The organism is Streptomyces spinoverrucosus (assembly GCF_006539505.1).
In the GTDB taxonomy this organism is placed as follows: Bacteria; Actinomycetota; Actinomycetes; order Streptomycetales; family Streptomycetaceae; genus Streptomyces; species Streptomyces spinoverrucosus.
In genome coordinates this window covers 1-12,396 of sequence record NZ_BJND01000083.1, presented here as the reverse complement: position 1 = coordinate 12,396, position 12,396 = coordinate 1, and the positions used below count along the sequence as shown (strand labels likewise).

12 protein-coding genes are annotated in these 12,396 nt (G+C 71.3%); 2 read left to right on the top strand and 10 right to left on the bottom strand.

Translation table 11 applies throughout. The annotated features are described in order from the left end of the window. The first annotated feature begins 28 nt into the window (after positions 1–28). Positions 29–829 carry a sugar phosphate isomerase/epimerase family protein gene (locus SSP24_RS37415; protein WP_141314895.1) on the top strand — a complete coding sequence of 267 codons (801 nt, stop codon included), beginning with the start codon at positions 29–31 and terminating at the stop codon, positions 827–829. 60 nt (positions 830–889) lie between these two features. Here SSP24_RS37415 and SSP24_RS37410 read toward each other — a convergent pair whose 3' ends face one another. Beyond that, positions 890–1,378 (bottom strand): carboxymuconolactone decarboxylase family protein, encoded by a 489-nt coding sequence (locus tag SSP24_RS37410; RefSeq protein WP_141314869.1) that lies wholly within the window; start codon positions 1,376–1,378, stop codon positions 890–892. Positions 1,379–1,518: 140 nt separating this feature from the next. On the opposite strand from SSP24_RS37410, the gene SSP24_RS37405 reads away from it, so the two are divergent. Further along, a complete protein-coding gene (locus tag SSP24_RS37405; RefSeq protein ID WP_373306812.1) occupies positions 1,519–2,514 on the top strand; it encodes an RNA polymerase sigma-70 factor in 996 nt (331 codons plus the stop codon). Positions 2,515–2,521: 7 nt separating this feature from the next. Here the strand turns inward: SSP24_RS37405 and SSP24_RS37400 are convergent, their stop codons facing one another. The 9 genes from SSP24_RS37400 to SSP24_RS37360 all read right to left on the bottom strand — a co-directional run bounded on the left by SSP24_RS37400 (position 2,522) and on the right by SSP24_RS37360 (position 12,126). Beyond that, the gene (locus tag SSP24_RS37400) at positions 2,522–3,760 is read right to left on the bottom strand and encodes a cytochrome P450 (RefSeq protein WP_141314865.1); all 1,239 of its coding nucleotides are present in this window, start codon (positions 3,758–3,760) and stop codon (positions 2,522–2,524) included. 24 nt (positions 3,761–3,784) lie between these two features. Beyond that, positions 3,785–5,176 carry an NAD(P)/FAD-dependent oxidoreductase gene (locus tag SSP24_RS37395; RefSeq protein WP_141314863.1) on the bottom strand — a complete coding sequence of 464 codons (1,392 nt, stop codon included), beginning with the start codon at positions 5,174–5,176 and terminating at the stop codon, positions 3,785–3,787. After that, positions 5,166–5,390 carry a ferredoxin gene (locus SSP24_RS37390; RefSeq protein ID WP_141314861.1) on the bottom strand — a complete coding sequence of 75 codons (225 nt, stop codon included), beginning with the start codon at positions 5,388–5,390 and terminating at the stop codon, positions 5,166–5,168. The genes SSP24_RS37395 and SSP24_RS37390 overlap by 11 nt, the downstream gene beginning before the upstream one ends. Positions 5,391–5,504: 114 nt before the next feature. After that, on the bottom strand, positions 5,505–6,143 hold the full coding sequence (locus tag SSP24_RS37385) for a hypothetical protein (protein WP_141314859.1): 639 nt from the start codon (positions 6,141–6,143) through the stop codon (positions 5,505–5,507). Between the two features lie 127 nt (positions 6,144–6,270). Continuing rightward, a complete protein-coding gene (gene rbsD, locus SSP24_RS37380) occupies positions 6,271–6,660 on the bottom strand; it encodes a D-ribose pyranase (protein WP_141314857.1) in 390 nt (129 codons plus the stop codon). Then, complete coding sequence (locus SSP24_RS37375) at positions 6,657–7,559, bottom strand: ribokinase (protein WP_141314855.1); 903 nt, start codon at positions 7,557–7,559, stop codon at positions 6,657–6,659. The genes rbsD and SSP24_RS37375 overlap by 4 nt, the downstream gene beginning before the upstream one ends. A 52-nt stretch (positions 7,560–7,611) precedes the next feature. Next, on the bottom strand, positions 7,612–9,567 hold the full coding sequence (locus tag SSP24_RS37370; protein WP_141314854.1) for an ABC transporter permease/substrate-binding protein: 1,956 nt from the start codon (positions 9,565–9,567) through the stop codon (positions 7,612–7,614). Next, positions 9,557–11,092, bottom strand: coding sequence for a sugar ABC transporter ATP-binding protein (locus SSP24_RS37365; RefSeq protein WP_141314853.1), 1,536 nt, complete (start codon positions 11,090–11,092; stop codon positions 9,557–9,559). Before SSP24_RS37365 ends, SSP24_RS37370 begins: the two co-directional genes overlap by 11 nt. Beyond that, positions 11,089–12,126: a LacI family DNA-binding transcriptional regulator gene (locus SSP24_RS37360; RefSeq protein ID WP_141314852.1), complete on the bottom strand. Its 1,038-nt coding sequence runs from the start codon at positions 12,124–12,126 to the stop codon at positions 11,089–11,091. Before SSP24_RS37360 ends, SSP24_RS37365 begins: the two co-directional genes overlap by 4 nt. Positions 12,127–12,396 lie beyond the last annotated feature (270 nt).

Genomic DNA, 12,396 nt, shown 5'->3' with positions numbered 1-12,396 from the left:
CGCACTTGAGCGTTTCAGCATCAACCAGATGACCGTGAAGCAGCTGAGCATGCCCGAACTGGTCGAGGCGTGCGTCGCGTTGGAGATCGGCAACGTGGGCCTGTGGCGTGAGCCGGTCCAGTCGTACGGTGTCGAGGCGACCGCCAAGCTGGTCCGGGACGCGGGCCTGACGGTGACGACGTTGTGCCGTGGCGGCTTCTTCACGGCGATCGACCCGGAGGAGCGGGCCCGCGCTCTGGCCGACAACCGCCGCGCCGTCGACGAGGCGGCGACGCTGGGCACGGACACCCTGGTCCTGGTCTCGGGCGGCCTGCCGCCGGGCTCGAAGGACCTGCACGGCGCGCGGGAACGCATCGCGGACGCGCTGGCCGAACTGGGCCCGTACGCGGAGCGGCACGGCGTACGGCTCGCGATCGAGCCACTGCACCCGATGTACGCCTCCGACCGCTGTGTGGTCTCCACCCTCACCCAGGCCCTCGACCTCGCGGAACGCTTCCCCGCGCACCAGGTCGGCGTGACGGTGGACACGTACCACATCTGGTGGGACGACACGGCCCCGGAGCAGATCGCCCGCGCGGGCGCCGGCGGCCGTATCCACACCTTCCAACTCGCCGACTGGACGACGCCGTTGCCGGAGGGTGTCCTGAACGGCCGGGGTCAGATCGGGGACGGCTCGATCGACATGCGGGAGTGGAAGGGATACGTCGAGGCGGCCGGGTACACCGGACCGATCGAGGTGGAGCTCTTCAACGAGGAGTTGTGGGCGCGTGACGGGCGGGAGGTGCTGGCGGAGACCGCGCAGAGGTTCGTGCGGAACGTCATCTCGTGAGCGAGAGAACGGCCCGGCCCGGATCGCGTGATCCCGGGCCGGGCCGGAGCCGCCCGCCGGTCAGCCGAGGGCGGCGGCGAACATGCCGGGCTCGTAGGAGCCGCCCTTCTGGTGCACGATCACGGCGAGCCGGTTGGCCGCGTTGATCAGGGCGACCAGGGAAACCAGCGCGGCGATCTGGTCGTCGTCGTAGTGCTTGCGCACCTGGGCCCAGGTCTCGTCGGATACGCCCGTGTGGTCGTCGGCGAGCCGGGTGCCCTCTTCGGCGAGTGCCAGCGCCGCCTGCTCGGCCTCGGTGAACACGGTGGACTCGCGCCAGGCGGCGACCAGGTTGAGCCGGACCGCGCTCTCACCGGCGGCCGCGGCCTCCTTGGTGTGCATGTCGATGCAGTGGCCGCAGCCGTTGACCTGGCTGGCGCGCAGTGACACCAGCTCCTGCGTGGACCTCGGCAGCGGCGACTGGTGGATCACCAGGGCGGCGTTGGCGAACCGCTTGGCGAACTTGGCGGCGAGCTCGTTCTCGAACAGGTTGAATCGGGCGGCGTCCATGATCTCGTCCTCACTCGTGGCTCGTGGGTGTTGCACCGGACGACCACGAGATGCCGGCGGCCCGCTCTTTGTGACGCGGCGGCCGGTGTGACCTGTGCCACCGCCCGTGGATGTCACAAAACCGTGGGGACCGGCGTCCTGTGCACGTGCCACCGTCGAGAACGAGAAGGCAGGAGCAGCCGGTGAACAGCGAGGGCAGCGAGCGCGTACAGCACACGGCACAGGACACGGCCGGGCGGTTCGCGGGCAGCGGACGGACGGACGCCGCCACCGAGGCGTTCGTCACCCACCGCAACCTGCTGTTCACGGTCGCCTACGAGATGCTCGGCTCGGCCGCCGACGCGGAGGACGTCCTGCAGGAGACCTGGCTGCGGTGGGCGGGCGTCGACCTCGGCGAGGTACGGGACCAGCGCGCGTACCTGGTCCGGATCACCACACGCCAGGCACTGACCAGGCTCCGTACCCTCGGCCGCCGCAAGGAGTCCTACGTCGGCTCCTGGCTGCCCGAGCCACTGCTGACCGCCCCGGACGTGGCCGAGGACGTCGAGCTGGCCGACAGCGTCTCGATGGCGATGCTGCTGGTGCTGGAGACGCTCACGCCCACCGAGCGGGCGGTGTTCGTGCTGCGCGAGGTGTTCGACCTCGGGTACGACGAGATCGCCGAAGCCGTCGAGAAGAGCCCGGCCGCGGTCCGCCAGATCGCGCACCGGGCGCGGGCACACGTCGCGGCACGCCGGCCGCGTGGCGTCGTCTCCCCGAGCGAGACCCGCCACGCGCTCGACGCGTTCCAGCGGGCGGTCGACACGGGCGATCTGCAGGGCCTGCTCGACATCCTCGCGCCGGACGTCGTCCTCCTGGGTGACGGCGGCGGAATCAAGCAGGCCGTCCTGCGGCCCGTCGTGGGGGCCGACAAGGTGGCCCGCCTGCTGGCCGCCGGGCTGGGCCGGGTCGCGGGCGCGGCGACGCTGCGGTCGGCCCAGGTCAACGGCCACCCGGCGCTGATCTTCCACCTCGACGGCGAGCTCGACACCGTCGTGGCGGTACGCATCGACGACGGCCTCGTCACCGGGCTGTACGCCGTGCGCAACCCCGAGAAGCTGTCGCACATGCACCGGGAGACCGCCCTGCGCCGCTGAACCCCGCTCAGGGACGGATGCCGTCGCAGGCGATGGGCAGATGCCGTGGCCCGCGCAGCACGGCGTTCTGCCGGTACGGCGGCGGGTCCTGAAGCAGGCGTGGATTGTCCAGTCTGCGGGCGAGTTCCGACAGGGCGAGCTGGGCCTCCAGCCGGGCGAGCGGTGCGCCGAAGCAGCTGTGGATGCCGCTGCCGAAACCCAGGTGCTGGATGTCCCGGCGGTCCGGGTCGAAGCGGTCCGGGTTCTCGAAGCGCTGGGGGTCGCGGTTGCCGGAGGCCAGAACCAGCCAGAGGGACGCGCCCTTGGGGATGGTGACGCCGCGGACCTCGATGTCGGCGAGAGGGGTGCGCTGCGGCAGCAGTTGCACCGGCGGCTCGAAGCGCAGCAACTCCTCGACGACGGGCACGGCGAGCCGCGGATCCGCACGCAGCCGCCGCAGCACGTCCGGGTTGCGCAGCAGGGTCAGCATGCCGTTGGTGACGAGGTTGACGGTGGTCTCGTGCCCCGCGATCAGCAGCAGCGCCGCGGTGCTGAGCAGTTCCATCGTCGCCATGGCGCCGTCCGGGCCCTCGGCCGTCGCCAGCGCGGAGAGCATGTCGTCCCGGGGGTTCTTGCGGCGCTGCTCGATCAGACCGGCCAGGTACATGCCCAGTTGCATCCGGGCCTCGTGCGCCTCCTTGCCCCGCTCGGCGGGATCCGCGTCCGGGTCGGGGTCCAGGCTCGCGGCGATGGTGTCCGCCCAGGAGTGGAACCGCGCCTCGTCCTCACGCGGCACCCCGAGCAGCCGGCAGATCACCGTCACCGGGAACGGGTACGAGAACTGGTCCACCAGGTCGATCCGGCCCGGGTCGCCGATGCCGTCGATGAGGTCGGAGACGATGCCGTGCAGCTCTTCGCGCATCCCGTCGACCCGGTGGGGGGAGTGCGGCGGGCCGAAGGGCCGGTTCGTCATACGGCGCAGCCGGTCGTGCTCGGGCGGGTCGAGCCGCAGGAAGCTCGGCGGCAGGACGCCGTCCTCCTCCTGGGCCGCCGCGGCCAGCGGATCGTGGGCGGTCGAGGCGAGATGGCGGGCTTCGGAGCTGATGCGCGGGTCGTGCAGGAGGCTGCGGATCTCGTAGTAGGTGCTGACGACGTACGCCCCGTCGTCCACGTGGTGGACCGGCGTCTTCCGCAGCTCCTCGTAGAGGGGGTAGGGATCGGCGCGGTTGGCGTAGTCCAGGATCTCGTGCAGCAGGGATCGCGTCATGGCGGTTCCTCGTGGCCGTGCGGGTCAGTGCGCGGGGGTGAACGTCATCCGGCGGTCGGCCGGCGAGTATCCGCTGAGGGTCACCGTCGGGCCGTGGGTGGGCACCGACGGGTCGGGGAAGTCCGCGTCCATCGGCCGCTGGCCGTCCGGGCGCCGGTCGACCATGGGGAACGGCGGCGGGAACGGCGCGGTGGTCTCGATCAGCTCCTGGTAGAACGGCAGCCACCGGGCATGGTCGAAGGCGACCGCGCCGATGACGCGGCCCTGATAGCCGTAGACGCCGACGAACCGGCGATCCGTGAGCGAGCCCTGCGCGACGACGATCTCCGTGCCCATCGACGGCACCCCGACCGACTTGATGTTCACGCCGAACTGCGAGGACCAGAAGGCCGGCACCCACATGTGGGGGATGCGGTCGGCGCTCTCACTGAGCATGTTGTGCGCCGCGATCTCGGCCTGGCTGACGGCGTTGCCCCAGTGCTCCAGGGACAGGAACTGGTAGCCGAACAAGGGGTGCGGGGAGCGGGCGACGTCGCCCGCGACGTAGATGTCGTCCGTCACGATGCCGCGGATGTCGAAGGCCCGGCAGCCGGCGTCGCAGGCGATACCGCGCGGACCGGCCCCGAGCCCGGACCCGGCGAGCCACTCGGTGTTGCGGGTGGCGCCGAGCGAGACCACCACCACGTCGGTCTCGATCGTGGCACCGTCGGACAGATGCGCGGCGCGCACCCGTCCCGCGGCGTCGCCCTCCAGAGCGGTCACCATGACCCCGCACCGCAGGTCCACGCCGTGCTCACGCTGGAGTTCGGCGGCGACCGCGCCGACCACCCCGCCCAGTGCGCCGACCAGAGGCGCCGCGGCGCGCTCGGCGACGGTGACGGCGAGGCCGCGTTCACGGCAGGCGGAGGCGATCTCCGAGCCGGTGAACCCGGCGCCGATGACGAAGACCCGCTTGGGGCCCTCGGCGAGCCGCCGCGCGAGCGCCGTGCTGTCGTCGCGGGTGCGCAGCACGAAGACGCCGTCGAGTTCCGCCTCCTCCGGGCGCGGCCACGGCCGCGCCCGCACGCCGGTGGCGATCAGCAGCCGGTCGTACGGCACCTCGTCACCGTCGGCCAGTCGCACCCGCCCGGCGGCCATGTCCAGGCCGGTGGCCGCCACGCCGAGCCGCCACGTCGCGTCGAGGGCCCGGCGCCTGGGCAGTGCGGTGCCGTCGGCGGTGGCCACGCCCAGCAGGACCTGCTTGGACAACGGGGGCCGGTCGTACGGCTCGTAGGGCTCGTCGCCGATCATCGTCAGGGAACCGGCGAAGCCCTTCTCGCGCAGCGTCTCCGCGGCCCGCAGACCCGCCAGCGAGGCGCCGACGACGACGATACGGCCCTCGCGCCGGAGCCATTCCAGCGATCCGTCACCGCTCATCGGACACCGCCTCGGCCGGTGCGTCCACCGCGTCGACGAGGATGGCCTGGACGGGGCAGGCTGCGGCGGCCTGGGCCAGTTTCTCGCGATGCGCCTCGTCGGCCTGCGGGTGGTACAGCAGCGCCTCCTCGCCGTGCATGGCGAACACCTCGGGCGCGAGGAACGCGCACTGCGCGTACCCCTGACAGCGATTCAGATCGACGACAAGCCTCACCAAGGGATGTGTCCTCTCCACCGGGACCGGGCCCCCGTACGACCATCCTCCGTGCCCCGGGAGAAGACGGCGACGAGGAGGAGACCGTCGGAGTGAACGCGGCCGGTGCCCGGCTCAGGCCACGGCAGCGGGCGGTGAGTCGGCGGGACGCCGTCCCAGCAGGATGTTGAGGCTGACGATCAGCGCCCAGGCCGGGAAGACCAGCTCGGACCAGGGCAGGTCCGCCCCCACCACGAGCAGCGTCAGCCCCGCGAGGTAACCGAGGACGACGAGCGGGCGAGGGAAGACGCCGAGGCGGCGGCCGATGGTCGAGGTGGTGAAGATGAACACCGCCGCCATGCGCAGCCCGTACGTGGTCAGCAAGGTGTGGGCGAAGAGGCGGCCGAACGACGCGTCCTGCTGACTCTCGTCGAGCACGGTCCCCGCCGCCGCGGCACTGCCGAACAGCATGGCGACGAAGACCAGCCCGCTGCCCATGAACACCGTGGACACGAACCGGTCCTCACCCTCACCGGCCTGCTCGCGCAGAGCCCCCATGAACCACAGGAATGAGATCCCGGCGAACGGCAGCAGCGCCAGCGCCGTCCGTACGGCGCTCCGCTGCCCGGCATCGACGGCGACCTCGGCCCCGCCGGCCCCGCCGGGCAGGGCGAGGCGCACCAGGATCATCGCCGCGGCCATCAGGAGCGCGAAGACGACCCCGGCGATCCCGGCGGCCCGGGGCGTCCCGAGGCGCCCGTGCTTCCGCGCCATGGTCCCTCGCTTTCTGTCCGCACCTCTCTCGTACAGACAGCAGCAATCCGGGAACTCCCGCCACCGGGCCACTCGCGCCGACGGGAAGCGGCTCAGCCGACGGGAAGCGGCTTGGACGGGAAGCGGCTCAGAAGAACACCCCGCAGCGCAGCAGCACATTCGCGTACGGCGACGCCTCCCCGGTGCGTACGACCAACCGCGCGCCCCCCGACAGCTCCTTGAGCCGCTCGTGCGATACGAGGTCGAGGTCGGGAAAGCGCCCGTCCAGCAGCGTGGCCGCCGCCGGATTGGCCCGCCGTACCTCCGTCGCCGCGATCGCCCCCTCCACGACCAGCTCGGCCAGCAGCCCGTCCAGCACCTCGGCGAAGGACGGCACCCCGGCCCGGAACGCCAGGTCGACGACGCGCGGCCCGCCCGGAATAGGCATCCCGGCGTCACACACCAGCACCCCGTCCCCGTGCCCCAACTCGGCCAGCGCCCCGGCGAGATGACGGTTGAGAATCCCCGCCTTCTTCACAGGGCGTCGACCTCTTCCGGCGTCGGGTACGACTCCTGCGCGCCCGCCTTCGTCACCGCCGCAGCCCCGACCCGCGCCGCGTACGCCGCCGCCTCCGGGAGGGCGTCGCCCTGCCCGAGCCGCCAGGCCAGCGCCGCCGTGAAGGCGTCGCCCGCGCCGGTGGTGTCGATGGCCTCCACCTTCACGGACGGAACCCGGGCCACGCCGTCCGCGGAGGCCACCAGCGCGCCCTCCGCACCCAGCGTCACGACCACCGAACGCGGCCCGCGTGCCAGCAGGATCCGCGCCCAGTCGGCGGGGTCGTCACCGACCAGCGCGTCGCCGAGGACCACCTTCGCCTCGTGCTCGTTCACGATCAGCGGGTCGCACGCCGCCAGCACCTCCGGCGGAAGCGGCCGCGGCGGCGACGGGTTCAGCACGAACCGGCTGCCGGGCGCCAGGTTCCGTACCGCTTCCACAACCGTCTCCAGCGGAATCTCCAACTGCGTCGAGACAACCCGGGAAGCGTGGAAAAGGCTCCCCGCCGCCCGCACGTCCTCGGGCGTGAGCTTCCCGTTCGCCCCCGGCGACACCACGATGCTGTTGTCGCCGGACGGGTCCACGGTGATCAACGCGACGCCGGTCGGCGCACCGCCGACCAGCACGCCCACCGTGTCCACCCCGGCCGCCCGCTGCGAGTCGAGCAGCAGCCGACCGTACGCGTCGTCACCGACCCGGGCCAGCAGCGCCGTACGGGCCCCCAGCCGGGCGGCCGCGACCGCCTGATTGGCGCCCTTGCCCCCCGGATGAACGGCCAGATCGGACCCGAGCACCGTCTCCCCGGCCCCCGGCCGCCGCTCGACCCCGATCACCAGGTCGGCGTTGGCCGACCCGATGACCAGGAGGTCGTAGTCGTACATGAATGGTCTCCCCTGATACCCGTACCTGGTAAGTGATCGGTGCCCTCGGAGGTCAGCCGCCGAATCCGGCCACGTTCTCCTTCGTGACCACCTTCACCGGCACCTTCACCGTCGCACTCACCTTCTCGCCCTCCGCGGCCCGCAGGGCGTTGTCCACGGCGATCCGGCCGAGTTCCCTGGGCTGCTGGGCCACCGACGCGTACAGTGTCCCGTCCTCGACCGCCTTCAGCCCGTCCGGCGTGCCGTCGAAACCGACCACCTGCACCGACGTACCGGCCTTCGACCCCAGCGCCTTGATCGCGCCGAGTGCCATCTCGTCGTTCTCCGCGAAGACACCGTCGATGTCGGGGTGCGCCTGGAGGAGGTTCGTCATGACGTCGAGACCCTTGGTGCGGTCGAAGTCGGCGGGCTGCTTGGCGACCACCTTGATACCCGGGTAGGCCTTCAGCCCCTCGGCGAAGCCCGCCCCGCGCTCCCGGCTGGCGGACGTACCGGCCTGGCCCTGCAGGATCACGATCGTGCCCCGGCCGCCCAGCTTCTCGGCGAGCGCCTTGGCCCCCAGCTCACCGCCCTCGACGTTGTCGGAGGCGACCAGCGCGGCCGTCTTGGCCTTGTTGACGCCCCGGTCGACGCCGACGACGGGAATACCGGCCTGGTTGGCGGCCCGTACCGCCGGACCCGCCGCGTCCGAGTCCACCGGGTTGACGATGATCGACGACAGACCCTCGCTGGTGAAGTTCTGCAGCTGGTTGGCCTGCTGCGAGGCGTCGTTCTGCGCGTCGGTTACGGTCAGGTCGGCGCCGAGCTTCTTCGCCTCGGCCTCCGCACCCGCCCGGATCTGCACGAAGAAGGGGTTGTTGAGCGTGGACAGCGACAACCCCACCTTCTGCTGCGCGGCCGTCGACGAGCCGCTGTGCAGCAGCGAGGTCGCCCCCACGACCGCCGCCGCGACCACGGCGGCCAGAAGGTACGTCACCGCCTGCTTGCCCTTGCTGCCACCCCCACCGGCACCCACCGGAGTCGCCCCCGCCTTGCGCCGCACGGTGTCGAGCAGCACGGCCAGCGCGATCACCACACCGATGACCACCTGCTGCCAGAAGGCGGAGACGGAAAGAAGGTTGAGGCCGTTGCGCAGCACCGCCAGGATCAGCGCCCCGATCAGCGTCCCGGACGCCTTGCCGGTACCGCCCGCGAGCGAGGCACCGCCGATGACGACGGCCGCGATGGCGTCCAGCTCGTAGCCCTGCGCGGCCTGCGGCTGCGCGGAGGACAGCCGGGAGGCGAGCACGATGCCCGCCGCGGCGGCGAACAGCCCGGACAGCGCGTAGATGGCGAGCTTCTGCCGCTTCACCCGCAGCCCCGACAGCCGCGCCGCCTCCTCGTTGCCGCCGATCGCGTACATGGACCGCCCGATGTACGTCCGTCCCAGCACGAACGCCGTGATCAGCCCCATGACCACCATCACCAGCACGGGCACCGGCAGCCATCCGCCCAGCGTGTCCCCGAGATGCGAGACCGAGTCCGGAAAAGCGATCGGCGAGCCCTGCGAGACGACCAGCGACAGCCCGCGCGCCACGGACAGCATGGCGAGCGTCGCGATGAACGGCGGCAGTTTGCCGTACGAAATCAGAAAACCGTTCACCAGACCGCACGCGATACCCGTGGCAACGGCGAGCACCACCGACACCACCACAGGCACGCCCTCATTGGTGGCACTCCACGCCAGCACGGTGGCCGACAACGCCGCCACCGACCCCACCGACAGATCGATGCCCGCCGACACGATCACGAACGTGACACCGAAGGCGAGGATCGCGGTGACGGCCGCCTGGACGCCGATGTTGAGCAGGTTGTCGGCGGTCAGGAAGTCCCCGGACAGCGCCGACAGCGCGACGACGAGGACGATGAGCGCGGTGAGCGCCCCGTTGTCGAGCAGCAGCCGGCGCAGCCCGCCGGGCCCGGAGGCGCCACCCGCGCCCGCGGAACTCTTGAGCGTGTCAGTGGCCACGGGAGGCCTCCGTTTCGGTAGTGGGGGTGCTGGTAGTGGGATTGCTGACGGCCAGCGCCATCACGGCGTCCTGGGTCGCCTCGTCGGCGGGAAGTTCACCCGCGATCCGCCCCTGCGCCATCACCAGCACCCGATCGCTCATACCGAGCACCTCGGGCAGATCGCTGGAGATCATCAGTACGGCGGCGCCGGCGGCCGTCAGTTCGTTGATGAGCTGGTAGATCTCGACCTTGGCGCCGACATCGATCCCGCGCGTCGGCTCGTCGAGGATCAGCACCTTGGTGTCGGCGAGCAGCCACTTGCCGATGACGACCTTCTGCTGGTTGCCGCCGGACAGGGTCCGCACATGCTGCCCGAGCCCGGCCATCCGCACCCCGAGCTGCCCCGCGATCCGCGCGGCGGCTTCCCGCTGCGCCTTGAGGTCGACGAGCCCCGCGCGGGTGGCCTTCCGCAAGGTGACCAGCCCGAGGTTCTCCTCGACGGAGGCGTCGAGCACGAGCCCCTGCCCCTTGCGGTCCTCGGGCACGAGCCCCATCCCCGCGGCCATGGCGGCGTTGACGTCATGGCGTTTCACCGCCGCACCCGCCACCTTCACGGCCCCCTTGTCGTAAGGATCGGCCCCGAACACGGCCCGTACGACCTCCGTACGCCCCGCCCCGACAAGCCCCGCGATCCCGACGACCTCACCGGCCCGCACCTCGAAACTCACGTCATGGAAGACCCCGTCCCGAGTGAGCCCCTCCACGGTCAGCAACGCGCCCCCGGCATCGGCCCGTTCGCGCGGGTACTGCTGCTCGATCGACCGCCCCACCATGAGCCGTACGAGCTCGTCCTCCCCGGTGGCGGCAGGCACCTGCCCGACGCTCTTCCCGTCGCGGATGACGGTCACGCGATCCCCGAGGGCGGCGATCTCCTCCAGGTGATGCGTGATGAACACGACCCCGACACCGTCCGCCCGCAGCTGCCGCACGATGGCGAACAGCTTCTCGACCTCCTCGGTGGTGAGTACGGCGGTCGGCTCGTCCATGATGAGTACGCGCGCGTCGAGACTGAGCGCCTTGGCGATCTCGACCATCTGCAGCCGGGCGATACCGAGTTCACGCACGCGCGCGCGTGGGGACACCTTCACGCCCACGCGCGCGAGCAGCTCCTCGGCGTCGGCCTCCATCCGCTTCCGGTCGATCATCCCGAACCGCCGGGGCTGCCGCCCGAGAAAAATGTTCTCGGCGACGGACAGATCGGGAACGAGATTGAACTCCTGATAGATGGTGGCGATCCCGAGCCGCTCGGAGTCCTGCGCACCGTGGATGCGCACCTCCTCACCGCCCACCAGGATCCGCCCGGCATCGGGCGTGTAGGCACCGGAGAGCATCTTGATGAGCGTGCTCTTGCCGGCTCCGTTCTCACCGAGCAGCACATGCACCTCACCCCGGCGCAGATCGAAGTCGACGCCATCGAGCGCGACCACGCCGGGAAAGGTCTTGCGGATGCCCTCGATACGCAGCAACTCGTCCGGGTCGCTCACGACGTACTCCTTCGTACGGGGGACAGAGGCGGTACGGCTGAGGGGGCCTCGCCGCACGAACGACGTACGACGAGACGGGCAGGCAGGGTCACGGACTCACCCGGCCGCCCCTCGATCCGGGCGACCAGCGCGCGCACGGCGGCGCGCCCCAGCTCGCCGGTGGGCTGGGCGACGGCGGTGACCGGCGGATCGGTGTGCACGAACCACCGGATGTCGTCGAACGCGGCGAGCGCGATGTCGTCGGGCACACGCAGCCCACGCGCGCGTACGGCGTCCAGCGCGCCGAGCGCCATCAGGTTGTCGGCCGCGAAGACGACCTCGGGCGGCTCGGGCAGATCGAGGAAGCCCTCGGTGACCCGGCGCCCGCTGTCGGCCTGGAAGTCGCCCTGGCCTATGTAGGCGTCGGGAAGGTCGAGCCCGTAGGCACTGAGCGCCTCCCGGAAGGCCTCGACACGTTCCCGCCCGGTCGTGGTGGCCGCCGGGCCAGCGATGATCGCGAGCCGCCGATGCCCGAGCCCGTGCAGATGCGCGACGAGATCCCGTACGGCGGCCCGCCCATCCGCCCGCACCACGGGCACGTCCACACCCGGGATCCACCGGTCCACGAACACCATCGGCGTCCCCGCGCGCACCGCGTCCAGCATCAGCGGGGAGCCGCCGTCGGTGGGGGAGACGAGGAGGCCGTCGATACGCCGGTCCAGCAGGTTCCGTACGTGGTGGTCCTGGAGGTCGGGCCGCTCGTCGGCGTTCCCGATGATCACGCTGTACCCGAGCGCACGGGCCTCCTCCTCCACTGAGCGGGCCAGCTCGGTGAAGTACGGATTCAACACATCGCTGATGACCAGGCCGAGGGTGTGGGTCTGGTCGGTGCGCAGGGAACGGGCGACGGCGTTCGGGCGGTACCCCAGCGTCTCGACGGCGGCCAGCACGCGCGTGCGTGCGTCCGCGCTGACGGACGGATGGTCGTTCAGGACGCGCGACACCGTGGCGACGGAGACGCCGGCCTCGGCGGCGACGTCCTTGATGCTCGCCATCGCCGGTCCACCTCCTTGTGGAATCGATTACACAGATGGGCGTAGAGAGGATTGGAATCGATTACATGCCGGGGTGGCAAGGGGTGGGGTGGAGGGTGAGACCGGATCGTGACCTTTGGGGTAAGTGCCCGGTTCAGGGGTGCGGGGCAGGGGCGTCACGGCGTGGCCCTGTAGCTGGGCTGTGACGGAAGACGGTTGCAGGTGCGATCGGTGGTGGACGAACATGGTGAGCGCAGAAACGTACGGTGGAGTCAATTCGCGTGTGGGGGA